This window comes from Kitasatospora sp. NPDC001664 (genome assembly GCF_053596675.1).
Genome location: NZ_JBSFGS010000022.1, coordinates 1 through 24,751, shown reverse-complemented (window position 1 = coordinate 24,751; position 24,751 = coordinate 1). Strand labels below are relative to the sequence as shown.

Genomic DNA, 24,751 nt, shown 5'->3' with positions numbered 1-24,751 from the left:
GGAGGCCGGTGTCATGCCGCCACCACGTCCACGGCGGCGGCCTTCGGCGAGATGGAGCTCATCCGGTCGACGCCGGGTGACGGCAGCGACACGGGTTCGAGCACCGGCCTCAGCAGTTCACCCTCGGAGAGGGTGGCCATCGCCGCAAGTTCGGCCAGCGAGAGCTCGTCGCTGACCTCGCGCATCACCTCGGACATCCGGACGTCGAGTGCGTCGCAGATGGCGGAGAGCAGCTCGGAGGAGGCCTCCTTCTGTCCCCGCTCGACCTCGGAGAGGTAGCCGAGCGAAACCCTGGCGGCCGCCGACACCTCTCGGAGTGTGCGGCCCTGGCGCTGGCGCTGCCGACGCAGTACATCGCCCAGTAGGCGACGGAGCAGGATCATCGGTGCCTCCCTCCTCGGACTGCGGATCGAGATGTCACGACCCCACCGTACCGCCTCGTCCGCATCGCGTGCGGGGACCGTGGTCGTGTTCACTCTGGGCTGCAAGGCTGCCCCCTCCCCTGTTGTTCCCCGCCCGACTACCTGACTAGTGCCCACTCGGGGTATCTGATGTAACACGATCCTGCTGTCAACGGAGCCTGTTCAGGTGCTTTTCCATGAAGCCGGTCCGTGGAGGCGCTCAACGCGCTAGGCGGTCCAGCAGGAGGTCGAGGGCGGCGACGACGGTGTCACGTCGAATTGTTTCACGTGTCCCTGACAACCCAAGCGAAGCCGTGCGTGCTCCGTCGGGTCCGGAAAGCCCGATGTGCACCGTTCCGACCGGGTTCCCGTCCTGCTCCTCCGGGCCCGCCACCCCCGTGGTGGCCAGTCCGTACGTCGCCCCCAGCAGCCGCCGCACCCCGTCGGCCATCTGACGGGCCACCACCGGGTGGACGGCGCCGTGCACCTCCAGCAGGCCCTCGTCCACGCCCAGCACCGAGGCCTTGAGCTCGGTGGCGTACGCGGTGACCCCGCCGCGGTAGGTGGCGGAGGCCCCGGGCACGTCCACCAGGGCGGCAGAGAGCAGGCCGCCGGTCAGCGACTCGGCCACCGCCACGGTGGCGCCGTGCTCGCGCAGGGCCCGGTGCACCTCGGCGGCCGGCTGACGGTCCGTCATGACGAAGTCCCCCCGCTGCGGCGCAGCACCACGGCCTGCCGGACGTAGTCGAGACCGGTGCCCAGGGTCAGCAGCACGGCCGCGGTCATCACCACGGCGCGGGCGGTGGCCAGCCAGCCGGTCAGCTCCAGGACGTACATGCCGACCGCGATGCCCTGGGTCAGCGTCTTCAGCTTGCCGCCCCGGCTGGCCGGGATGACGCCGTAGCGGATCACCCAGAAGCGCATCAGGGTGATGCCGAGCTCGCGGGCCAGGATCAGCGCGGTGACCCACCAGGGCAGGTCCCCGAGGACCGAGAGGCCGATCAGGGCGGAGCCCATGATGGCCTTGTCGGCGATCGGGTCGGCGATCTTGCCGAAGTCGGTGACCAGGCCCTTGCGACGGGCCAGCTCCCCGTCGAACACGTCGGTGATCATCGCGACCGCGAAGGCCGCCCAGGCCACCGCCCGCCACTTGGGGTCGTGCCCGCCGTCCGCGAACAGCAGCAGCACGAAGACCGGCACGATCGCCAGCCGGAGCATGGTCAGCACGTTCGCGATGTTCCACAGCGAGGGCACGGGCGGGGCGGAGCCGGCCGGCTTGGCCGGGGCGGCGCCCGCCCCTCTGCTCATGCGCCGGCTCCGGCGAGCACCTCGGCGACCAGGTCCACGCCCTCGGTGCCGACCACGGTCGCGCGGTAGTACTCGCCCACCTTGGCGTCGTCGGCGCCCAGCAGGGTGGTCAGACCGTCCGTCTCCGGCGCCTGGTGGGCCGAGCGGCCCTCCACCACGCCGTCCTCGACCGACTCGACCAGCACCTCGACCTCGGTGCCGATCCGCTGCTCGGCCCGCTGGGCGGTCATCTCCTCGGCCAGCTTGGTGAGCCGGGCCACCCGCTCGGCGACCAGGTCCTCGGGCAGCTTGCCGTCGAAGGTGGCCGCCTCGGTGCCGTCCTCGTCCGAGTAGCCGAAGACGCCGATCGCGTCCAGGCCGGCCTCGGTGACGAAGCGCTCCAGCTCGGCGAAGTCCTCCTCGGTCTCACCGGGGAAGCCGACGATGAAGTTGGACCGGGCGCCGGCCTGCGGCGCCTTGGAGCGGATGGTGGAGAGCAGCTGGAGGAACTGCTCGGTGTTGCCGAAGCGGCGCATCTTCCGCAGCACCGCCGGGGCGGAGTGCTGGAAGGAGAGGTCGAAGTACGGGACGACGCCCGGGGTGGAGGTCATCACGTCGATCAGGCCGGGGCGCATCTCGGCGGGCTGCAGGTAGGAGACCCGGACCCGGCGCAGGCCCTCGACGGCCGCGATCTCGGTGAGCAGGGTCTCCAGCAGGCGGATGTCGCCGAGGTCCTTGCCGTACGAGGTGTTGTTCTCGCTGACCAGGACGGCCTCGGTGACGCCCTGGCCGGCCAGCCAGACCGCCTCGTTCAGCACGTCGGAGGGGCGGCGGGAGATGAAGGAGCCGCGGAAGGCCGGGATGGCGCAGAACGAACATCGCCGGTCGCAGCCGGAGGCCAGCTTGACCGAGGCGACCGGGTTGGAGTCCAGGCGCTTGCGCAGGGTGCGCGGACCGGAGGCGGGGGCCACGCCCTCGGGGAGGTCCTCGGGGGCGCCGTGGCCGGGCAGGGCCACCTCGGCGGCGGCCGCCTGGCGCTCGACCGGGGTGAGCGGGAGGAGGGTGCGGCGGTCGCGCGGCTTGTGGGCCTCCACGTGGCCGCCGGCCAGGATGGTCTGGAGGCGGCTGGAGATGTCGGTGTAGTCGTCGAAGCCGAGCACGCCGTCGGCCTCCGGGAGGGCGTCGGCCAGCTCCTTGCCGTAGCGCTCGGCCATGCAGCCGACCGCGACCACGGCCTGGGTCCGGCCGTGACCCTTGAGGTCGTTGGCCTCCAGCAGGGCGTCGACGGAGTCCTTCTTGGCGGCCTCCACGAAGCCGCAGGTGTTGACCACGGCGACATCGGCGTCGGAAGCGTCGTCGACCAGCTGCCAGCCGTCGGCCTCCAGTCGCCCGGCGAGTTCCTCGGAGTCCACCTCGTTGCGGGCGCATCCGAGCGTGACAAGGGCGACAGTACGGCGTTCAGGCATAGGGACAAGGTTAACGCGCGGCCCCCGGTGCCGTTCGCCCCGGAGGCCGCGTCGTGGGAACCGGCGTCCGGATCACCCGGCCTGCGGGTCGCCCGGGGTATAGGTCAGGTGCTTGACCTGGCCTTCCGCACCGGCCGGGCCGAGGTCCTTGCCGTTGACGTACAGGTGCACGGCCCCTGCGTTGCCGATCACCAGCTTGATCTGCTTCGGGTCCGTGAAGGTCTGCGAGCTGCTCTGCTCCAGGTTGTTCTGGAACAGCGACTTGCCCTTGCCGTCCAGCGCCGAGACCCAGCTCGTCCCGGACTCGGCGACCAGCTTGACCGTCACCCTGTCGGCCGGGGCGGCGGCGATCGCCTCCGCGCTGGGCGCCGGGGCCGGGGGCTGCACGCTGGCGGTGGGCGAGGCGGGGGCGGTGGCGGAGAGCGGGGCGCTGGCCTCGCCGACGGCGGCCGGGGTGCGGTCGCCGGAGAACAGGTTGAAGCCGATCAGCCCGACCACCACGAAGATCGCGGCCACCATGGCGGCGGTCCAGTTCGGCCGCCGGTGGTCGGTGACCTTGATCGGGCCGGCGTCCGGCAGCGGGAGCGGGCGCTTGGCGGACGGGGCGCCGCCGTTCGCGGCGTCGTACGCGGCCACCAGGGCCTCGCCGTCCACCCCGACCGTCTTGGCGATGGCCCGGATGTGCCCGCGGGCGTAGACGTCGCCGCCGCAGCGGGAGAAGTCCTCGTCCTCGATGGCGTGCAGGATCGGCACCCGGACCCGGGTGTCGGCGCTGACCTGATCGACCGTCAGCCCCGCCTGCCGTCGGGCGTCCGAGAGCACCCGGCCGATCGCCACCGGCGGGGCGGCGGGGACGGCGGGCTCCGGCACGGCTGAGGGGTCGGAGGACCGGTGCGAGGACTTGCCGATGGTCACTGAGCGCGCCTTTCGAGCGTTGGCCACCTGCTGAGAGAACAGTCTAGGGGCGGGCCCGGAGGCTTTCTCAAGCGGAGTGGGCCCGAACGTGCGGTGCCCGGGCGCCGGGCTGACGGCGGGTCAGCCCGGCCCCGACGGCTGCACGGTGGGACGTACCCGGACGGCGCACGGTTCCCCTCCTCCGATCGGGTGAGGAGTCGGTGAATTCACCGTGACGTCAGCTGCGCAAGGTGATGAGCACCGCGTCCAGCTCGTCCGGCTTGATCAGGACGTCGCGGGCCTTGGAGCCCTCGCTGGGACCGACGATGCCGCGGGACTCCATCAGGTCCATCAGCCGGCCCGCCTTGGCGAAGCCGACCCGGAGCTTGCGCTGGAGCATCGAGGTGGAGCCGAACTGGGTGGAGACCACCAGCTCGGCCGCCTGGATCAGCAGGTCCAGGTCGTCGCCGATCTCCTCGTCGATCTCCTTCTTGGGGCCGCCGCCGACCACCACGTCCTCGCGGTAGCGGGCCGTCAGCTGGTCCTTGCAGTGCTGCACCACCTTGGCGATCTCCGCCTCGGTGACGAAGGCGCCCTGCATCCGGACCGGCTTGGAGGCGCCCATCGGCAGGAAGAGCGCGTCGCCCTTGCCGATCAGCTTCTCCGCACCGGGCTGGTCCAGGATGACCCGGGAGTCGGCCATCGCCGAGGTGGCGAAGGCCAGCCGGGACGGCACGTTGGCCTTGATCAGGCCGGTCACCACGTCCACCGAGGGCCGCTGGGTGGCCAGCACCAGGTGGATGCCGGCCGCGCGGGCCAGCTGGGTGATCCGGACCACCGAGTCCTCGACGTCGCGCGGGGCGACCATCATCAGGTCGGCCAGCTCGTCGACGATCACCAGCAGGTACGGATAGGGCGTCAACTCCCGCTCGCTGCCCAGCGGGGGCTTCAGCGTCCCGCTGCGCACCGCGGCGTTGAAGTCGTCCACGTGCCGGAAGCCGAAGGCCGCCAGGTCGTCGTAGCGCATGTCCATCTCGCGCACGACCCACTGCAGCGCCTCGGCCGCCTTCTTCGGGTTGGTGATGATCGGGGTGATCAGGTGCGGGATGCCCTCGTACGCGGTCAGCTCGACCCGCTTGGGGTCGACCAGCACCATCCGCACCTCGTCCGGCGTGGCCCGCACCAGCACCGAGGTGATCAGGCAGTTGATGCAGGAGGACTTGCCCGCGCCGGTGGCGCCGGCCACCAGCACGTGCGGCATCTTCGCGAGGTTGGCCATCACGGTGTGGCCCTCGACGTCCTTGCCCATGCCGACCACCATCGGGTGGGTGTCCTCGGCGGCCGTGCGCGAGCGCAGCAGGTCCCCCAGGGTCACCATCTCGCGGTCCCGGTTGGGGATCTCCACGCCGACCGCGGACTTGCCCGGGATGGGCGAGATGATCCGCACGTCCGGGGTGGCCACCGCGTAGGCGATGTTCTTCGCCAGGGCGGTGATCCGCTCGACCTTCACCGCGGGGCCGAGCTCGACCTCGTAGCGGGTGACCGTCGGGCCGCGGGTGAAGCCGGTCACCCGGGCGTCGACCTTGAACTCGGTCATCACCCCGGTGAGCTGGGCCACCACCTCGTCGTTGAGCGCGCTGCGGGCCTTGGCCGGGCCGCCGCGCTCCAGCAGCTCCAGGGAGGGCAGCGCGTAGCTGATGTCCCCGGAGAGCTGGAGCTGCTCCATCCGGGCCGGGGCGGGTGAGTGGCCGTCAGGAGCGTCCGAGGCGCGGGCGGCCGGGACCCCGGGCTCCTCGGGCGGGGCGGTGTGGTCCTTGACCTGGTGCAGCATGCTGGCCACCGCCGGGGAGGCGGGCACGCCGTAGGTCAGGGCGCCGTCCAGGTCGGCGGCCACGCCGGCGGCGATGTCCCGGGTCTGGAACGGGTCCGGGACCGCGGCCTGGTGCTCGGGCTCGTCCAGCCGCTTGCGACGGCGCCGGCGGCGGGCGCCCACCTCGTCCCCGGCGTCCTCGACCGTGAACGGCATCGCGTCCGGGTCGGCGTCCTCCGGCGGGGCGGTGGAGTACTCGCGGTCCGGCGCGGCCTCGTCCTCCGGCAGCTCGGCCGGCTCCACCACGCCGAGCTTCTCGCCCAGCAGGCGCAGCCGCTCGGGGATCCGGTTGACCGGCGTGGCGGTCACCACCAGCAGCCCGAAGAAGCTCAGCAGGAGCAGCAGCGGCACCGCGAGCAGCGGCCCGGCCGCGGCCATCAGCGGCGTCGAGGAGGCCCAGCCGAGGATCCCGCCGGCGGCCCTGATCTTCGACGCCCCGCTGCCCATCGCCGGTGCCCCGCAGCCGATGTGCACCAGCCCGAGGACGCCCAGCGCCAAGGCGCTCAGGCCGACCGCGACCCGGCCGTTGGCGTCCTGGTCCGGCCCGCCGGGGTGGCGCATCAGGCGGACCGAGACGGCGAGGAGCAGGAACGGGACCAGTACGTCGAGGCGGCCGAAGAGGCCGGAGACGACGGCGGTGGCCGCCTCCCCGAGCCACCCTTGCGGGCTGAACCACGTCCCGGCCGCGGTCACCAGCGCGAGGGCCAGCAGGAGCAGCGCGACGCCGTCCTTGCGGTGCGCCGGGTCCAGGTTCTTCGCGCCGTCGCCGAAGCCGCGGAAGACGGCCCCCACGGCGTGCGCGAGGCCCAGCCAGACGGCGCGGACGGCGCGGAAGAGTATCGGGCGGCGCGCGGGGGCCTGCGGGGGCGCGGGGCGGCTCGCGGCCGCCTTCTTGGCGGGCGCCTTCTTCGCCGCCGCGGCCTTCTTCGCGGGAGCCGCGGCCTTCTTCGCCGGTGCCTTCTTGGCCGGCCCGGACTTCGGGTTGCGCGCTGCCGCGCCGGGCGTACGTGTGGCCATGGGACAGCAGCCTACCGGCGCACCGAGGCACTGGACACGTGCTCGAGCACCCGTGTGTCGCACCGTCAATTGGCGCTCGCGGCAGGGCAGGCGCTCAGGGGCGCGAGGAACTGCGCGCAGGGGAACGGCAGCACCTGCAACTGGCTGACGGTGGTTCAGTTGCCGGTGGTCCGCCTTCCGACTCGCGCAGTTCCTCGCGCCCCTGAGGCCGCTGCCCTACCGAAGGCCGCTGACTAGCTCGCGCCGGGGCGCAGCGCGTCGAGGGCCTTGCGCAGGCCCGCGAGCTTGCGTTCCAGATGGGCGGCGGTGGCGGCGGCCGTGGTGTCGGAGGAGTCGCCGAGCTGCTTGCCGAGGGCCTCGGCCTGCTCCTCGACGGCGGCCAGGCGGGCGGAGAGCTCGCCGAGCACGGTGGCCTCGCCCTGCTCGACCTGCAGGCGCAGCAGCGCGGCCTGCTCCTTGAGCTGACAGTTCTTCACGTACAGGTCGACGAAGACCGAGACCTTGGCGCGCAGCACCCACGGGTCGAAGGGCTTGGAGATGTAGTCGACCGCGCCGGCCGCGTAGCCGCGGAAGGTGTGGTGCGGCCCGTGGTTGATCGCGGTCAGGAAGATGATCGGGATGTCCCGCGTCCGCTCCCGCCGCTTGATGTGGGAGGCGGTCTCGAAGCCGTCCATGCCGGGCATCTGGACGTCCAGCAGGATGACCGCGAAGTCGTCGGTGAGCAGCGCCTTGAGCGCCTCCTCGCCCGACGAGGCGCGGACCAGCGTCTGGTCCAGCGCGGAGAGGATGGCCTCCAGGGCCAGCAGGTTCTCCGGCCGGTCGTCGACCAGGAGGATCTTCGCCTTCTGCACCACGACCCGCCCTCCTGCCGCTTGTCTGCCGATCGCGGCCGTCTTGGTACCGCTCATCACCGCACCGGTCATGCTAGCCGCACCCCCTCGCCCGCCAGGCCGCTCCGAGCGATCCGGCACCGTGGCAGTGCCGAATCCCACAGCGGAGCAGGGCGGAGCCTGAGCACCACGTCACCATTCGGTCACTGTTCGCAACGATGCGCGACCTTACCCCGTTCCCGGCCGGACCCGCCAGTGCGGTGGGAGAGCGCGCCCCCGGCGGTTACTTGCCCGTGGCGGAAGAGAGCCAGTGGCGCATCACCGCCAACAGGTGGTCGGCCTCCACCGGCTTGGTCACGTGGTCGGTGGCGCCGGCCGCGAGACTCTTCTCCTTGTCGCCCTTCATCGCCTTGGCGGTCAGCGCGATGATCGGCAGCCCGGCGAACTGCGGCATCCGCCGGATCGCCTCGGTGGTCGCGTAACCGTCCATCTCCGGCATCATGATGTCCATCAGCACCAGGGCCACGTCCTCGTGCTGCTCCAGCACCTCGATGCCCTCGCGGCCGTTCTCCGCGTACAGCACGGTCAGGCCGTACTGCTCCAGCACGCTGGTGAGCGCGAAGACGTTGCGGATGTCGTCGTCGACGATCAGCACCTGCTCGCCGGCGAAGCGGCCGGCGAACTGCGCGGGCACCGACACGGCCGGCTCCTGACGGACCGTCGGGGCGTCCTCGGCGGCCGCGCGGCGGCGTTCGGCGGCGCCCCGGCGGCGCACCTCGGCCAGTTCGCGGACCTCCTGGGCCCAGTGCTCGGCCGGGTTCTCGTTGACCGGGACGGGCGTGCCGACCGGGGTGACGGCGATGGTGGCCCGGATCGGGCCGGGCAGGGCGAGGCGCTCCTGGCCGGGGAGTTCGGGGGCCTCGCTGCGCAGCGGCAGGTAGAGGGTGAAGGTGGAGCCGGTGCCGAGCTCGCTCTCGGCGTGGATCTCGCCGCCGAGCAGGCGGGCGATCTCGCGGCTGATGGAGAGTCCGAGGCCGGTGCCGGCGTACTTGCGGCTGATGCCGCCGTCGGCCTGCTTGAAGGCCTCGAAGATCTCCCGGAGCTTGTTGCGCGGGATGCCGATGCCGGTGTCGGAGACCGAGAAGGCGATCAGCGGCTCGTCGGCGTCGCCGATCCCGCCGTTCTCCAGCAGCTGCTCGCGGACGTGCTGCGGGACGTCGCGCTCCTCGGCCTTGCGGATGCGCAGTTCGACGGCGCCGCTGTCGGTGAACTTGACCGCGTTGGAGAGCAGGTTGCGCAGCACCTGCTGGAGGCGCTGCTCGTCGGTGTGCAGGGTGACCGGAAGGTCGGGCGAGACCACCACCGCGAAGTCCAGGTTCTTGTCCAGGGTCAGCGGGCGGAAGGCGGCCTCGACGTAGTCGACCAGCTGGACCAGGGCGATCTTGGCCGGGCGGACGTCCATCTTGCCGGCCTCGACCTTGGAGAGGTCGAGGATGTCGTTGATCAGCTGGAGCAGGTCGGAGCCCGCGCCGTGGATGGTCTCGGCGAACTCGACCTGCTTGGGCGAGAGGTTGCCCTCGTTGTTGTCGGAGAGCAGCTTGGCCAGGATCAGCAGCGAGTTGAGCGGGGTGCGCAGCTCGTGCGACATGTTGGCGAGGAACTCGCTCTTGTAGCGCGAGGCCAGCGCGAGCTGCTCGGCGCGCTCCTCCAGGATCTGCCGGGCCTCCTCGATCTCGCTGTTCTTGATCTCGATGTCGCGGTTCTGCTGGGCGAGCTGCTCGGCCTTCTCCTGGAGCTCCTCGTTGGTGCGCTCCAGCTCCTCCTGGCGGGCCTCCAACTCGGCGGATCGCATGGAGAGTTCGGCGGTCAGGCGCTGGGACTCCAGCAGCAGGCCCTCGGTCTTGGTGTTGACGCTGATGGTGTTGACGGTCACCCCGATCAGATCGGCGATCTGCTCCAGGAAGTCGAGCGCCACCGTGGTGAAGGAGGAGAAGGTGGCCAGCTCGATCACGCCGAGCAGCCGGCCCTCGAACATCACCGGGAGCACCACCACGTGCGCCGGGCTGGCCTCGCCGAGGCCGGAGGCGATCTTGAGGTAGCCGGGCGGGGTCTCCTTGAGGATGATCGAGCGCTTCTCCACCGCGGCCTGGCCGATCAGGCCCTCGCCGGGCCGGAAGGTGGTCGGCATCGAGCGGCGCTGGTAGCCGTAGGAGCCGATCAGCCGCAGCACGGTGTCGTTCTCGTCGTCGTCCTCGGCGATCAACTCGGCGTTGCGGCCAGCCGGTTGGGCCAGGAAGAAGGCGCCGTGCTGGGCCGAGACGGTCATCGTCAGCTCGGTCATGATGAGCGAGGCGACGGCTTCGAGGTCACGGCGGCCCTGCAGCAGACCGGAGATCCGGGCCAGGTTGGTCTTCAGCCAGTCCTGCTCCTGGTTGGTCCGGGTGGTCTCGCGCAGGTTGCCGATCATCTGGTTGATGTTGTCCTTGAGCTCGTCGAGCTCACCGGACGCGTCCACGTCGATCCGCAGGGAGAGGTCGCCGCGGGTCACCGCGGTGGCGACCTGGGCGATGGCGCGCACCTGCCGGGTCAGGTTGTTGGCGAGTTCGTTCACCGACTCGGTCAGGTCCTGCCAGGTGCCGTCCACGCCCGGTACGCGGGCCTGGCCGCCGAGGCGGCCGTCGGTGCCCACCTCGCGGGCGACGCGGGTGACCTCGTCGGCGAAGCCGGAGAGCTGGTCGACCATGGTGTTGATGCTGGTCTTGAGCTCCAGGATCTCGCCCCGGGCGTCCACGTCGATCTTCTGCGAGAGGTCACCGCGGGCGGTGGCGGTGATGACCAGGGCGATGTTGCGGACCTGGCCGGTCAGGTTGTTGGCCATCAGGTTGACGTTGTCGGTCAGGTCCTTCCAGATCCCGGCGACGCCGGGCACGCCGGCCTGGCCGCCCAGGATGCCGTCGGTGCCGACCTCGCGGGCCACCCGGGTCACCTCGACGGCGAAGGCCGACAGCTGGTCGACCATCGTGTTCAGGGTGCCGGCCAGCGCCGCGACCTCGCCCTGGGCCTCGATGGTGATCTTCTTGGAGAGGTCACCGCGGGCCACCGCGGTGGCGACCTCGGCGATGTTGCGCACCTGCGAGGTCAGGTTGGAGGCCATGAAGTTCACGTTGTCGGTCAGGTCCCGCCAGATGCCGGAGACGCCGGAGACCCGGGCCTGACCGCCGAGGATCCCCTCGGTGCCGACCTCGCGGGCCACCCGGGTCACCTCGTCCGCGAAGGCGGACAGCTGGTCGACCATGGTGTTGACGGTGAGCACCAGCTCGCGGATCTCGCCGCGGGCGTCGACGGTGATCTTCTTGGAGACGTCGCCGCGCGCCACCGCCGTGGTCACCTCGGCGATGTTGCGGACCTGGCTGGTCAGGTTGTTGGCCATCAGGTTCACGCTGTTGGTGAGGTCCTTCCAGGTGCCCGAGACCCCGGGCACGCTGGCCTGGCCGCCGAGGATGCCTTCGGTGCCGACGTCCCGGGCGACCCGGGTGACCTCGTCGGCGAAGGCGCCGAGCTGGTCGACCATCGTGTTGATGGTGTTCTTCAGCTCCAGGATCTCGCCGCGCGCGTCCACCTGGATCTTCTGCGAGAGGTCGCCCTTGGCGACCGCGGTGGTCACCTGGGCGATGTTGCGCACCTGGGAGGTGAGGTTGTTGGCCATCGAGTTGACGTTCTCGGTCAGGTCCTTCCAGACCCCGGCCACGCCGGGGACCTGCGCCTGACCGCCCAGGATGCCCTCGGTGCCCACCGCGCGCGCCACCCTGGTCACCTGCTCGGCGAAGCCGGAGAGCTGGTCGACCATCGTGTTGATGGTGTTCTTCAGCTCCAGGATCTCGCCCCGGGCGTCGACCTCGATCTTGCGGGAGAGGTCGCCCTTGGCGACCGCAGTGGTCACCTCGGCGATGTTGCGGACCTGGTCGGTCAGGTTGTTGGCCATGAAGTTCACCGAGTCGGTGAGGTCACGCCAGACGCCGGCCACGCCGGGCACCTGGGCCTGGCCGCCGAGCCGGCCCTCGGTGCCCACGTCGCGGGCCACCCTGGTGACCTGCGCGGCGAAGGAGTTGAGCTGGTCCACCATGGTGTTCACGGTGTTCTTCAGCTCCAGCATCTCGCCGGCCACGTCCACCGTGACCTTGTGCGAGAGGTCGCCCTTGGCGACCGCGGTGGTCACCTCGGCGATGTTGCGGACCTGGGCGGTGAGGCGGCCGGCCATGGTGTTGACCGAGTCCGCCAGGTCCTTCCAACTCCCGGACATGCCACGGACCCTGGCCTGGCCACCGAGCTTGCCCTCGGTGCCCACCTCGACCGCGACCCTGGTCACCTCGGCGGTGAACTCGCCGAGCTGGTCCACCAGTCCGTTCACCGTCCGGCCGACCTTGAGGAACTCCCCGCGCAGCGGGTGGCTGGCCCCGTTGGTGTGGATCGAGCGCAGCTCCATCCGCTGGTCCAGGTCGCCCTCGGAGATGGAGGTGAGCACCCGGCCGACCTCGGCCATCGGGCGGGCCAGGTCGTCGATCAGCGCGTTGCAGTTGTCGACCGCCGCCATCCAGGCGCCCTCGCCGACCCCGCTCTCCAGCCGCTCGGACAGCCTGCCCTCGCGGCCCACCGCCCGGCGGACCCGGGCCAGTTCGCCGGTCAGGTGCTGGTTGCGCTCGGCCACCTCGTTGAAGACCGCGGCGATCTCGGCCAGCGGGCCGTCGCCGGGAACGGTGAGGCGGCGGCGGAAGTTGCCGTCGCGCATCGCGGTGAGCGCGGCCAGCAGCTTGCGCAGGTCGGCCGGCTCGGCCCCCCGGTTGTGGTTCGGGCGCCTCCCGGGCGCAGGGCGGGATGCCGGACGGCCACCGCTGCGGCCGGCGGCCGGGGTGGTGCCGGGTACGTCCTTGGTGGCCGAACTCACGTCGAGGTCCTCCCGCATCGTGACCGTCTCCGCGCCACCCCCCTTCCGGGGCGGCCACCGGCCCGCCGCACTCGGGGCGGACGCCGGCGCACCTCGACCGTAACCTGACGGCCGGGTGCTGCGGACCCCCCAGTCTGGCAGCACCGCCGCCGAGTGTCCGTACCGTTGCACAGGGTCTGCACCGAGGTGGTGCAAACCGGCCGCCTAAATCACCCTCTGGTGCTTCTTTCCGCGCCCGGGCCCCACACAGTGCCCACCGGTAAGTAGGGTGGGACGCTGCACCGGTCCCGGCTCCGCCCGAAGACGGGGACGGACCTGGCAGTCGGAGCTGATGGGAGACGTGGCACGTGGTCACCGCGCGCGCAGCCGCCGCCTTCGAGCCGGAGGGCCGCTCGGCCGGTGCCGCACGCGGTTTCGTCCGGGACGCCCTGCTCGGCTGGGGCCTGCCCGAGGTGGTCGACGACGCCGTGGTGCTGGTCTCCGAACTGGTCACCAACGCGGTGGTGCACGCCGGGACGGCCGCCGACGTGGCCGTGCTGCGCGAGGAGGAGACCGTCCGGATCGAGGTGACGGACCGTCACCCGGAGCGCGGCCTGCCCGCCTTCGCCAACGTCCCCGCGCACGGCTCCGAGCACTTCGGCGACCCGGACGGCGAGGGCGGCCGCGGCCTGCTGATGTGCTCCGCCATCTCCACCTGCTGGGGCGTCGAGTACTCGGCCGGGCGCAAGACCGTGTGGTTCCGCCTCGCGCTGCCCGAGCACCACGTCGGCACCCGCTTCGCGCTGCCCAGTCTGCCCGGCGGCGAACTGCCCGACACCGACGGCCCGGTGCTGGTCGGCGTGGTGCGGATCGACGAGCAGGGCACCGTCCGCTCCTGCAACCCGGACGCCGAGCTGCTGCTGCGCCTGCCCGCCGACCAGCTGCTCGGCCGCGCCTGGGCCGAGCTGGTCGACTGGCCCGCGCCGGGCCTCAGCCTCGCCGAGACGCTCCGGTTGGCCCGCTGGGAGGGCGGCTTCGGCCTCCTCGCCGACGGGGCCGAGCTCTACGCCGTCCAGGTCCGGGTCCGCGACACCCATGGGGAGCCCTCCACCCTCGCCCTGCTGGTCCGCGAGGCCGACCGCGCGGTGCTGCGCTCCCCCGTCACCGCCGTCGACGCCCCCGCCGGGGCCGAGCCGCTGGACCTGCTGGTCGGCCACCTCGGCCCGGACGACCTGGGCGGGCTGCTCCAGCGCATCGTCGAGCGGGCCCGGGACCTGCTGGACGCGGACGCCGCGTACCTGCTGCTGACCACCGACGACGAGACCGAGTTCGAGCTGCGCGCGGCCACCGGCCTGCCCGGCGGCCTGCGCCGGCACGCCCCGATCCCGGTGGAGTCCGGGGCCGGCCGGTACGACTCGGCCCGGCTTCCCGCCGTCCACGAGGACCTCGCGGTGCGCCCCAACGTCGTTCCGCTGCTGGCCGGTTCGGGCCTGCGCTCGCTGATCACCGTCCCGCTCAAGGTGGACGGCCGGCTGACCGGCTCGCTCGGCGTGGCCGCCACCGCCGCCGGCCGGTACGACAACGAGGACGCGCTGCGCCTGCAGTTCGCCGCCGACCGGGTCGCGCTCGCGCTGGAGAGCGCCCGGCTGACCGAGCTGGAGCGGCTGCGCCGGGGCTCGCTCTCCTTCCTGGTGGAGGCCTCCGACCTGCTCGCCGGCACCCTCGAACTCGGCCAGACCCTGGCCCTGATGGCGCAGATGGCGGTCCCCACGCTGGCCTCCTGGTGCGCCGTCTACACCAGCGCCGACGCCGGTGCCGACCTCGCCTTCGTGCTGCACCAGGACGAGGACCGGATCGACCGGCTGCGCGACCTGCTCGACAAGACGCCTCCGCCGGACGCCGCCCGGGACTCCGGGGTGACCTTCTGGTCCGCGCCCGCCGAGACCGCCCGGCAGGCCGGGCTGACGGACAGTCCGGAGCTGGCCGGACTGCTCGGCGAGACCGTGGTGCTCCCGCTGGTGGCCCGCAACCGGGTGATCGGCCTGCTGGTGCTCGGGGTCTCCACCGGCCAGCGGTTCCGCCAGGAGATGCTGGAGCTGGCCGAGGACCTGTCCCGCCGGGCCGCCCTGGCACTGGACAACTCCCGGCTCTACTCCGAGCGCACCGCCACCAGCCAGGCCTTCCAACGCGCCCTGCTGCCACCCGAGTTGCCCACCATCCCGGGCCTGGAGGTGGAGGTCTTCTACCAGGCCGCCGGAGAGGGCAACGAGGTCGGCGGCGACTTCTACGACATCTTCCCGATCCGCGAGGGCACCTACGGCTTCGCGATCGGCGACGTCTGCGGCACCGGCCCCGAGGCCGCCGCCGTCACCGGCCTGGCCCGGCACGCCCTGCGCCTGCTGGCCCGCGAGGGCCTCGACGGCCCGCAGCTGCTCTCCCGCCTCAACAGCGCCATCCTCGACGAGGGCAGCCGCTCGCGCTTCCTCACCCTGCTCTACGGCGAGCTGACCCCGCGCCAGGACGGCTGCACCGAGCTGTCCCTGGTCTGCGCCGGGCACCCGCTGCCGCTGCGCCTGCGCACCGACGGGCAGGTCAGTCCGGCCGCCACCCCGCAGCCGCTGCTCGGCGTGCTGGAGGAGCTGGAGCTGACCGCCGAGCAGGTGGTGCTGGAGCCCGGCGAGGTACTGCTCTGCGTCACCGACGGCGTGACCGAACGCCGGGAGGGGCAGCGGATGCTGGGCGACGACGGCCTGGCCGCCGTGCTCACCGGCTGCACCGGCCTGACCGCCGGAGCGGTGGCCGCCCGGGTGCAGCGGGCAGTGGAGCGCTTCGCCCCCGAGCCGCCCTCGGACGACATGGCCATCCTCACCCTGCGCGTCCCGGAGCAGCGCACGAGCTGATCACGCTCGGACCGGAAACGGTCAAGGGTCGCCGCCCCACAGCTGACGACCCGACAAATTGTGGGATTCACAAGGGTACAAGCCGGTACCGGGTGGGTACACAGATCTCACCGGGGAAGACCCCGGTAGGGGACTCGCCGGCAGCTCCGACCTGCCGGTTCATCACTTCGCCGCCGCCGCCCGCACCGTGGGACAGCCCTGTCCCGTGCGCTCCCCGGCCCCGGCACGCGCACCCACTCCACGCACAGCTCCCTGCCGCCCTGAAGCGGCACGCCATGAGTGAAAGGAGCCTCCGGTGAGCAACGAAGCCTCCGGGGCGAACACCCGTTCCGCCGACGCCGGCAACCTCGGTTACCTGGCCCTCGGTCTGACCCTCCTCGCCTACGGGCTGCTCGGCACCGGCATCCTCTCCGGCGCGGGCGTCAAGGACGCCGCCGGACTGGCCCACCTGGTCGGCGGCCTCACCCTGTTCGTCGCCGGCCTCTGGCAGCTGCGCAGCGGCGACGGCTTCACCGGCACCGCCTTCACCTCCCTCGGCGCCTTCTGGGCCGTCTGGTCAGCGGGCGGCGGCGCGAGCAAGAACGCCACCGGCCTCTTCCTGCTGCTCTGGGCCCTGCTCGTGCTCAGCCTGGCGCTGGCCGCCTGGGGTTCGGGCCTGCTGGGGCGCGTCCTCTGGGGCCTGTTCTTCCTCTCCCTGGTGCTCAGCGCGCTCGGCGTGCTGAACGGCAGCAGCGGCCTCGGCAAGGCCGGTGCCTGGCTGGCGGCCGTCGCGGGCCTCGCGGCCTGGTACTCGGCCACCGCCGCCCTCGCCGAGAGCGGCTGGGGCCGGGCGCTCCTCCCCACCAAGTGACCCACCCCACTGGGTAGTCCGGGTCCTGCGGGCGCCCCACCGCCCGCAGGACCCACACCGCCCCCATCGAAGCCGGGCCACCCCACCACGGGGTGGTCCGGCTCCGTTTCACCCTCCTGAGGCCGGTCCGCGAAACCGCGGGCAACGGTTCGGCCCCCTCCCGGGCTCTGGGAGGGTGAGGAGGTGCTCATGAGAGAACCGGAGAACCGACGGGACGCCGAGTTCCGGTCGTTCATCGCCACGGCCTGGCCCCGGCTGCTGCGGACCGCGTTCCTGCTGTCCGGCGAGCAGCACGCGGGCGAGGACCTGGTCCAGCAGACCCTGGAGCGCGCGTACGTCGCCTGGCCCAAGGTCAGCCGCGCCGACGACCCGTACGCCTACGTCCGCCGCATCCTGGTCAACGAGCACGCCCGGCGCTTCCGCCGCCGGCTGCCCGAACGGTTGGTCACCAGCGTGCCCGAGACCGCCGCGCCCGACGGCTACGGGCGGCTCGACGAGCGCGCGGCGCTTCTCACCGCCCTGGCGGCCCTGCCGCCGCGCCAGCGCCAGGCCGTGGTGCTGCGGTACTGGGAGGACCTGAGCGAGGGTCAGGCCGCGCTCGCCATGGGCTGCTCGGTGGGCACGGTGAAGAGCCAGGCCTCGAAGGGCATCGCCCGGCTGCGCACCGCCTCCGTCCTGACCGGCCTGACCCACGTGACGGACCTGACCGGCCTGACCAGCATCGGAGGAACAGCGTGACCACGGAAGAGCTGACCGACCACCAGGACCCGGGCCGGGCGGCCGGGGTGACGGCGGCCCTCACCGAACTGGCCGCAGCCGTGCACCCCGGGCCGGTGCCCGCCGCCGCCGTGCTGGCCGGCGGCCGGCGCAGGCTGCGCCGCCGCCGGGCCGCGCTGACCGGGGCGGCGGCGCTGGCCATGGCGGCCGTGGTCGGCGGAGCCGCCGTGCTGACGGCACCGCGCACCGTCGCACCGGCCGGTACCACCTCGGCCCCGTCGTCCTACGCCCCGGCCCCCGCGCGCGACCCGTTCGCCCCCGTCCGGGTCCTGCTCGCCGAAGGCATCGGCGGGGGCGGCGGGGGCGCGCGGAGCTGGCAGGCCTGGGCCGCGCTCTGGCCGCAGGCACCGAAGACGGACGCGCTCCGGCAGTACCGCGCGATCTGGGAGGACCAGGGCCGGCCCGCCCGCCCCGGAGCCGCCGAGCCGGACACCGCGTTCGTCGAGGAACACTGGCGCCCGGGCACGGACGTCCTGAACCTCTACCTGACCGTGGACGGCAGGCGGCAGGCCGAGGACATCCGCCTCTCCCTCCCCGCACCGGGCGGCCCGGCCGGACAAGGGGAAACGCCCACGGGCGAGTTGGGCAGCATCACCGACGGACCGGTCCTGCTGGCCCTGCTCCCGGTCGGCCCGGAGGTCGCCAAGGTGACGGCCGGCACCCCCGGGGCCACCGGCTGGGAGGTGCAGCCGCTCACCGTAGGGGACTCGCCGATCCGCTGGGTCGCGGCGGTCAAACTGCCCGGCAAGCCACTCACCCTGCGCACCTGGGACACCGCCGGCACGCTGCTCGCCACCCACAACCGGGCCGCCTGAGCGCCCAGACCCTAGGGCAGCACCACGACCCCGAGCGGCAGCCGGCCCACCGCCTGACGGTGCGTCGTTCCGGTGGCCAGGTCCACCACCGTGATGCCGTCCCAGCCGCCCGGGCGGGAGAAGCCGCCGGTGACGTAGGCGGTGCGGCCGTCCCGGGAGAGCGCGACCTCCTCGTGCGGGCCGTCGAGCGGGATCACCCGCTCGGCGCCGTCGGGGGCCCGGACGGTGAGCGAAGGCCCGTGGTCGCCGCTGCCGATCGGGCCGGTGCCGACCACCAGCAGGGTGCCGTCCGGGGCCAGGGCGGTGCCGTGCTGGTGGGTGTCGGCCGTCATCGGACGGACCGTCACCTGGCCGCTGCCCGGATCGAGCACCGCCAGCCGCTCCCCCTCGAAGGGCAGCAACAGCCGTCCGTCGGCGGCGACTTCGGCGTAGTGCGGCTTCAGCCAGGAGCCCAGCCCGCCCTCGGTGCCGTACGGGGCGACCTCCATCCGGCGCGGCCGCAGGGTGCCCGCGTCCACCGCCGTGACGTCGAAGGAGTCGTGCCCGACGGCGTACACCTCGTGCCCGTCCCGGGCCACCACCACGTCGAACGGCCGCCGCCCGACCGGCACCACGTCGGTGACCTGCCGGGTCGCCGTGTCGATGACCTCCAACACCCCAGGCTTCCCCGGCACGTTGACCCCGACGTACACCCGCCGGCCGTCCGGCGAGACCGCGATGCCCATGCCGCCGCCGCGGTACTCGCCCGTGGTCACCGGCCCGCTCGCGGTCCGGTACGGCACCGTGCCCGTCACCCGCCGGGAGGCCGTGTCCACCACGGCCACCCCCTCGGCCGCCGCCACCCAGGCCCGCCCGTCCGGCCCCAGCGCGACGCCCCACGGCGCCGTCCCCACCTTGGCCGAACCCACCTCCGCCGACCCGACCGGCCCGGCAGACGGATCCACGAAGGTCACCGTGTCACCCCCGAAGTCGGCCACCAGCAGGGTCTCCCCGGCCCGCACGGCCGACGGCCCGGCCGTGGGAGACGCGGACGACGGGGCCGCCGCCGAAGGGGAGGCGCCCGAAGGGGTCGGCGTGGACGGAGCGGCCTGCCCGCACCCGGCCAGCACCACCGCCACCAGCCCGATCCCCGACCAGCGCGCCCTGCCGCCGCCACCCATGCCGTCCTCCGTCCGTCAGCCTCCCTGCCATCCTCCGGCGGCCGCCCCCTCCGCCGGGTCCACCGATCGGCTGACCCGCCCGTCACCCCGTGAGCCGCTCCCGCACGTGCTCCGGGAGCAGCACCGCCTCTCGCCGCAGCACCGCGGCCAGCTCCGCCGTGAGCGGGTCGGGCGCGCTGCGGGCGTACACCGCGAGCCGCCGACGGACCGGCGGCACCGGGCGGAACAGCCGGCCGGGCAGTCCGGGCGGGAGGGCGTGGGCGGCGGCCAGAGTCGGGCCGATCCCGGCCGAGGCGAGGAGCGGACCGGCTGCGGTCTGCTCGGTGCGGACGGCCGCCACCGGGCGGAAGCCGGCTGCCGCGCAGGCCCGGTCCAGCAGCTCGGCCAGCCCGTTCCCGGCGGCGTAGTGCACCCAGCTCCGCTCGGCCAGGGCCGCCAGCTCCAGCTCGCCGCCGGGCACGGCTCCCGACGGGTCGTCAGCCGGGAGGACCAGGAGGAACTCCTCCTCCCCGAGCTCCCACAGCGGCCCGGCCCACCCCTGTGGCCGCGGCCCCAGCGCCAGGTCCGCCACGCCCCCGGCCACCGCCTCCGCCAACTCCTCGGCGTGCCGGTACTCGTGCAGCCGGACGGCCGCCCCGGGCCGCTCCCGGTGCCAGACCCGCAGCACCGCGGGCAGCACCCCCAGGCTGTACCCGTACAGCGTCGCCAACTCCACCTCTCCCGCACCGGAGCTCGCGCACGCCCGGGCCGCCGCCACCGCGCGCCCCGCCTCGGCCAGCGCGGCCCGCGCGTGCGGCAGCACCGCCCGCCCCATCGGGGTGGCCCGCACCTGCCGGTGCAGCCGCTCCAGCAGCGGGCCGCCGAGCAGCCCCTCCATCACCCGCACCTGGTGCGACAGCGCGGGCTGGCTGACGTGCAGCAGCTCGGCGGCGCGGGTGAACGAGCCCTGCTCGACGATGGTGACCAGGTACTCCAACTGCCGCAGCGTCAGCATGACCTGAGCTTATGTCAGGCGGAAGGAACCGGTCTTGGACTCATGCCCGCCCAGCGGACGATGATCGGTCACGAACCCGCCGCACCATCCGCCAGGAGGCCGCCGTGACCACCACCGACCGCAAGACCGCCCTCGTCGTCGGCGCCAACGGGGTGATCGGCCGCAACCTCACCGAGCACCTGCTCGCGCTCGGCGACTGGGACGTCATCGGCCTCTCCCGCCGCGGCGGCGAGGGCGAGGACCGTCTGCGGCACATCAGCGTCGACCTGCTCGACGCCACCGACAGCAAGGAGAAGCTCGGCGGCCTGCACGAGGTCACCCACGTCTTCTACGCCGCCTACCAGGACCGCCCGGGCTGGGCCGAGCTGGTCGCCCCCAACCTCACCATGCTCACCAACGTCCTCGACACCGTCGTCCCGGCCGCCGCCGGTCTGCGGCACGTCAGCCTGATGCAGGGCTACAAGGTCTACGGCGCGCACCTCGGTCCGTTCCGCACCCCCGCCAAGGAGAGCGACCCGAACTTCATGCCGCCCGAGTTCATGCACGCCCAGCAGACCCTGCTGGAGCAGCGCCAGGCCGGGCAGCCCTGGAGCTGGACCGCGATCCGCCCCTCCGTGGTCACCGGCTTCGCCCTCGGCAACCCGATGAACCTCGCCATGGTGATCGCCGTCTACGCCGCGATCTCCAAGGAGCTCGGCCTCCCGCTCCGCTTCCCCGGCAAGCCCGGCGCCTACGACTCCCTGCTGGAGGTCACCGACGCCGGCCTGCTCGCCAAGGCCACCGTCTGGGCCGCCACCGAGGAGCGCTGCGCCAACCAGGCGTTCAACGTCAACAACGGCGACCTGTTCCGCTGGAGCGGACTCTGGCCGGCCATCGCCCGCTTCTTCGAACTCGACGTCGCCCCCGGCGTCCCGCTGAAGCTGGCCGAGGTGATGGCCGACAAGGAGCCGCTCTGGGAGGCCATGGTGGAGAAGTACGGCCTCGCCCACTCCTACGCGGAGGTCTCCTCCTGGGCCTTCGGCGACTTCGTCCTCTCCTGGGACTACGACCTGTTCGCCGACGGCTCCAAGGCCCGTCGGCTCGGCTTCCACGAGTACGTGGACACCGAGGCGATGTTCCTGGAGATCTTCGCCGACTTCCGCCGCCGCCGCGTGATCCCCTGACGGCGGCTTCCGGAACCAGGTGTTCCGGTCCGGGCACAATCGGGAGATGCGCTTCGTACCGCTGCTGCCCGCCGACCGTCCGGACGCCCACCGCCCGCCCGGGCGGTGGCTCCTGGAGGCCGTGGTCGGCGGCTGCGTGCTGCTTGCCACCTTCGCCGCCCTGCACAGCGTCGGCCTCAGCGGGCTCTTCGACCGCAGCACCCTGGTCGCCCTCGGCGCCCTCGCCCTGCTGCTCTCCCTCGCCCGGCACCGCTACCCCGACGCCGCACTGCTCGGGCTGGCCGCCCTGGTCGGCATCCTCCCCAGTGCCGCCATGCTCACCGCGATCGTCGCCTACACCACCTCCCGCCGCGCCGCCCGCGCCCTGCGCCGCGACCTGCTGCTGGTCGCCGCCGCCCTGCTCCCCCTGCTCACCAGCGAGGTCCGGCTGGACTACTGGCAGGGCGGCCGCTGGCAGTACGCCATCGCCCAGGGCGGGGTGCTGGCCGTGGTCGCGGTGCTCATCCCCGGCCTGGTCGGCACCGCCGCCGGCCAGCAGGACCAACTGGTCGGCGCCCTGCGCGAACGCACCGCCGCCGCCGAACGGGCCAAGCGCTCCGCCGAGAACGAGTCCCGGCTGCACGAACGCTCGCGGATCGCCGCCGAGATGCACGACCTGGTCGGCCACCGGCTCAGCCTGATCTCCCTGCACGCCGGCGGCCTGGAACTGGCCCTCGACCGACAGGCCCCCGAACTCCGCGACGAGGCCGAGCAGCTCCGCCGGGCCAGCCGGGACGCCATGGACGAGCTGCGCCAGGTGCTCGGCGTGCTCGGCCCGGTCGGCCGGGACACCGGCACCGACGCGCTCACCGACGCCACCGGCACCCGGGCCGACGTCCTCGCCCTGGTCGAGGAGTCCCGCGCGGCCGGGGTCCCGGTCGCCTTCCACTGGGAGGGCGAGGACCTCACCGAGGTCCGCCCCCAGGTCCGCCGGGCCGTCAACCGCGTGGTCCGCGAGTCGCTCACCAACATCCACCGCTACGCCCTGGGCTCCGCCGTCGAGGTGACGGTCGAACAGCTCCCCGGCAGCGTCGAGGTGGTGGTCCACAACGGCCGCCCGCCCGTCCCGCCCGCCGTCACCACCGGCCTCGGCAGCGGCCGCGGCCTGGACCAGCTGCGCGAACGGGTCGCCGTGCTCGACGGCCGCCTCACCGTCGGCCCCGTCCCGGACGGCTACGAGGTCCGCGCGGTGCTGCCCACCGAACCGCCCTCCACCGGCCGCCGGACCGACAGCGCACCCACCGCCCCCGGCACCGACGTCCCCGTCCTGGCCGGCGGCCCCGCCGCCCGGCTCCGCCGCCAGCTGGCCAGCGCCGTCTCCGCCGCCCTCGGCCTGGCCGGGCTCGGCGTGATCCTGCTGCTCGGCCTCGGCCTGGTCCAGCAGACCCGCCCCTACGACGGCCCGCCGCCGACCAGTGCCGTCCACCCCGGCATGACGGAGGGCCAGGTGGTCTCGGTGGTCGGCCCGGACAGCCCCTCCGTCCGCTCCGCCGCCTCGGGGCGCGAGCCCGCCCGCCCCGAGGGCACCACCAGCTGCGTCTTCCCGTACACCAGTCGGCTGACGAGCAGCGACCGGCTCTACGTGACCCGTTACTGTTTCGAGGACGGCACTCTCACCGAAATCACCACATTCACGACACCGCTGGCGCCCTGACCCACCACCAGAGCCGGAGCCGCACATGACCGACCATCAGGTGACCGACCAGCCGGGCGAGCACACCGCCCCCATCCGGGTCCTGCTCGCCGACGACGAACCCGGCATCCGGGCCGGCCTGCGCCTGGTCCTCAGGCACGCCGAGGACATCGAGATCACGGCCGAGGCCTCCGACGGCGCCGAGGCCGTCGCCCACGCCACCCGCACCCCGGTGGACGTCGTCCTGCTCGACATCCGGATGCCCGTCCTCGACGGCCTGGCCGCGATCGACCAGTTGGTCCGGCTCGACCCCAAGCCCGCCGTCGTCATGCTCACCACCTTCGGCGAGGAGGAGAACGTCACCCGCGCCCTGCGCTCCGGCGCCACCGGCTTCCTCCTCAAGGACGACAGCCCGCAGGAGCTCATCAGCGCCGTCCGCGCCGCAGCCGCCGGTGACGCGGTGCTCTCCCCCGGCGTCACCGGCCTGGTGGTCCGCCGGATGCTCGACGGCGGCCCCGCCGAACCGGCCGACCCCACCACCGAGGCCGAACGACGGATCGCCGCCCTCGACCCCACCGAGCGGGAAGTGCTCGCCCTGCTCGGCGACGGCATGCCCAACCTGGAGATCGCGCTGCGCCTCGGCATCGGCCCCGACCGGGTCCGCACCCTGGTCGACGGCGTCCTCGACCGCACCGGCTCGGACACCCGGGTCCAGGCCGCCCTACTCGCCGCCCAGGCCGGCCTGAGCTCCTGAGCCGTCCGCCCCCGGGCACCCACCCTCAGCCGGCGGCCGTCTCCTTCTCCTGCTCCCACCGCACGGCCGCCGGCTGCTCCTCGCCCGTCGCCCGCCACCCCGCGGCCGCGTGCAGCACCAGGTAGGCGATCATCAGCAGCCCGACCGCCACCAGCCCGTCCGCCCAGAAGTGATTGGCCGTCACCACGACCACGTACACCGTGGCCAATGGGTGCAGCACCGCCAGCCACCGCCAGGGCGAGCGCGCGATCACCACCACCGCCACCGCCACGATCACGCACCACGCCACGTGCACCGAGGGCATCGCGGACAGCTGGGCCTCCACCACTCCGCCGACCGCACCCCCGTAGACCGACTGCCCGTACTCGGCCGCGACGTCCACGAACCCGTTCCCCGGCAGCATCCGCGGCGGCGCCACCGGCAGGAACTGGATCAGCAGACAGGCCGCCGTGGTCAGCACCACCGTGTTCCGCACCCAGGCGTACCGCGCGCGGCGCCGCACGAACACCCAGACCAGCAGCGCGATCATCGCCCCGAAGTGCATCGTCGCGTAGTAGTAGTTGGACGCCGAGATCAACCACGGATGCTCCCGCGCCGCCCGCTGCCAGGCCGCCTCGTCCGGCAGCCCCCAGTCCAGCTCGGTCCGGTGGATCCACTCCGCCCGGTCCAGGGCGTGCTCCGTGCTCAGCAACGACAGGTGCCCGACCAGCTGCCAGAGCGTGAACAGCGCCAGCAGCGTCCCCGCCTCCCGACAGGCCACCCCCAGCCCCGGCTTCCCCCACCATCGCTTGGCCGCGTACGCCGCACCGAACAGCGCGACGCCGGCAGTGCCGGAGGTCTGCCAGGTAAGGGTCAGGTTCTGCATTGGCGAAGGTTAACGCAGAAAAGCCCCCTGACGAATCGTCAGGGGGCTTCTCTTGAATGATTGTTCGGCGGCGTCCTACTCTCCCACAGGGTCCCCCCTGCAGTACCATCGGCGC

The 24,751-nt window shown here is 73.1% G+C and carries 18 protein-coding genes; 7 read left to right on the top strand and 11 right to left on the bottom strand.

Annotated elements, in window-relative coordinates:
- Window positions 1–11: 11 nt before the first annotated feature.
- The 8 genes from ACWCYY_RS27695 to ACWCYY_RS27660 all read right to left on the bottom strand — a co-directional run bounded on the left by ACWCYY_RS27695 (window position 12) and on the right by ACWCYY_RS27660 (window position 12,551).
- Window positions 12–383 carry a helix-turn-helix domain-containing protein gene (locus ACWCYY_RS27695; protein WP_345288800.1) on the bottom strand — a complete coding sequence of 124 codons (372 nt, stop codon included), beginning with the start codon at window positions 381–383 and terminating at the stop codon, window positions 12–14.
- A 238-nt stretch (window positions 384–621) separates the two neighbouring features.
- Window positions 622–1,098, bottom strand: a complete 477-nt coding sequence (locus ACWCYY_RS27690; protein ID WP_345288799.1) for a CinA family protein — start codon at window positions 1,096–1,098, stop codon at window positions 622–624.
- Entirely contained in the window at window positions 1,095–1,709 is a 615-nt protein-coding gene (gene pgsA, locus ACWCYY_RS27685) for a CDP-diacylglycerol--glycerol-3-phosphate 3-phosphatidyltransferase (protein WP_345288798.1), read from the bottom strand. Before pgsA ends, ACWCYY_RS27690 begins: the two co-directional genes overlap by 4 nt.
- Window positions 1,706–3,154, bottom strand: coding sequence for a 30S ribosomal protein S12 methylthiotransferase RimO (rimO, locus tag ACWCYY_RS27680; RefSeq protein WP_345288797.1), 1,449 nt, complete (start codon window positions 3,152–3,154; stop codon window positions 1,706–1,708). The genes pgsA and rimO overlap by 4 nt, the downstream gene beginning before the upstream one ends.
- 72 nt (window positions 3,155–3,226) lie before the next feature.
- A complete protein-coding gene (locus tag ACWCYY_RS27675) occupies window positions 3,227–4,069 on the bottom strand; it encodes a helix-turn-helix domain-containing protein (protein ID WP_449797577.1) in 843 nt (280 codons plus the stop codon).
- A 217-nt stretch (window positions 4,070–4,286) separates the two neighbouring features.
- Window positions 4,287–6,935 carry a DNA translocase FtsK gene (locus ACWCYY_RS27670; RefSeq protein ID WP_449797576.1) on the bottom strand — a complete coding sequence of 883 codons (2,649 nt, stop codon included), beginning with the start codon at window positions 6,933–6,935 and terminating at the stop codon, window positions 4,287–4,289.
- A 233-nt stretch (window positions 6,936–7,168) separates the two neighbouring features.
- Window positions 7,169–7,789, bottom strand: a complete 621-nt coding sequence (locus ACWCYY_RS27665; RefSeq protein ID WP_345288838.1) for a response regulator — start codon at window positions 7,787–7,789, stop codon at window positions 7,169–7,171.
- Between the two features lie 259 nt (window positions 7,790–8,048).
- On the bottom strand, window positions 8,049–12,551 hold the full coding sequence (locus ACWCYY_RS27660; RefSeq protein WP_449797627.1) for a HAMP domain-containing protein: 4,503 nt from the start codon (window positions 12,549–12,551) through the stop codon (window positions 8,049–8,051).
- A 503-nt stretch (window positions 12,552–13,054) separates the two neighbouring features.
- Between ACWCYY_RS27660 and ACWCYY_RS27655 the strand changes: the two genes are divergently transcribed.
- The 4 genes from ACWCYY_RS27655 to ACWCYY_RS27640 all read left to right on the top strand — a co-directional run bounded on the left by ACWCYY_RS27655 (window position 13,055) and on the right by ACWCYY_RS27640 (window position 18,028).
- Window positions 13,055–15,586 (top strand): SpoIIE family protein phosphatase, encoded by a 2,532-nt coding sequence (locus tag ACWCYY_RS27655; RefSeq protein WP_449797575.1) that lies wholly within the window; start codon window positions 13,055–13,057, stop codon window positions 15,584–15,586.
- Window positions 15,587–15,881: 295 nt separating this feature from the next.
- Window positions 15,882–16,436, top strand: coding sequence for a GPR1/FUN34/YaaH family transporter (locus tag ACWCYY_RS27650; RefSeq protein ID WP_449797574.1), 555 nt, complete (start codon window positions 15,882–15,884; stop codon window positions 16,434–16,436).
- 189 nt (window positions 16,437–16,625) lie between these two features.
- The gene (locus ACWCYY_RS27645) at window positions 16,626–17,174 is read left to right on the top strand and encodes a SigE family RNA polymerase sigma factor (protein ID WP_345288790.1); all 549 of its coding nucleotides are present in this window, start codon (window positions 16,626–16,628) and stop codon (window positions 17,172–17,174) included.
- Window positions 17,171–18,028, top strand: a complete 858-nt coding sequence (locus tag ACWCYY_RS27640; RefSeq protein WP_449797573.1) for a hypothetical protein — start codon at window positions 17,171–17,173, stop codon at window positions 18,026–18,028. The genes ACWCYY_RS27645 and ACWCYY_RS27640 overlap by 4 nt, the downstream gene beginning before the upstream one ends.
- 11 nt (window positions 18,029–18,039) lie before the next feature.
- On the opposite strand, the gene ACWCYY_RS27635 is transcribed toward ACWCYY_RS27640, so the two are convergent.
- Both ACWCYY_RS27635 and ACWCYY_RS27630 read right to left on the bottom strand, forming a co-directional pair.
- Window positions 18,040–19,188, bottom strand: a complete 1,149-nt coding sequence (locus tag ACWCYY_RS27635) for a YncE family protein (RefSeq protein WP_449797572.1) — start codon at window positions 19,186–19,188, stop codon at window positions 18,040–18,042.
- 82 nt (window positions 19,189–19,270) lie between these two features.
- Window positions 19,271–20,182 (bottom strand): LysR family transcriptional regulator, encoded by a 912-nt coding sequence (locus ACWCYY_RS27630; protein WP_449797571.1) that lies wholly within the window; start codon window positions 20,180–20,182, stop codon window positions 19,271–19,273.
- Window positions 20,183–20,286: 104 nt separating this feature from the next.
- On the opposite strand from ACWCYY_RS27630, the gene ACWCYY_RS27625 reads away from it, so the two are divergent.
- From ACWCYY_RS27625 to ACWCYY_RS27615, 3 genes are read left to right on the top strand one after another with little or no spacing between them, the layout of a single operon-like run.
- Window positions 20,287–21,345: an SDR family oxidoreductase gene (locus ACWCYY_RS27625; protein WP_345288785.1), complete on the top strand. Its 1,059-nt coding sequence runs from the start codon at window positions 20,287–20,289 to the stop codon at window positions 21,343–21,345.
- Between the two features lie 46 nt (window positions 21,346–21,391).
- The gene (locus ACWCYY_RS27620) at window positions 21,392–23,038 is read left to right on the top strand and encodes a sensor histidine kinase (protein ID WP_449797570.1); all 1,647 of its coding nucleotides are present in this window, start codon (window positions 21,392–21,394) and stop codon (window positions 23,036–23,038) included.
- Window positions 23,039–23,063: 25 nt separating this feature from the next.
- Window positions 23,064–23,771, top strand: coding sequence for a response regulator (locus ACWCYY_RS27615; RefSeq protein ID WP_449797569.1), 708 nt, complete (start codon window positions 23,064–23,066; stop codon window positions 23,769–23,771).
- A 25-nt stretch (window positions 23,772–23,796) separates the two neighbouring features.
- Here ACWCYY_RS27615 and ACWCYY_RS27610 read toward each other — a convergent pair whose 3' ends face one another.
- Window positions 23,797–24,636, bottom strand: coding sequence for a phosphatase PAP2 family protein (locus tag ACWCYY_RS27610; protein ID WP_449797568.1), 840 nt, complete (start codon window positions 24,634–24,636; stop codon window positions 23,797–23,799).
- Window positions 24,637–24,751 lie beyond the last annotated feature (115 nt).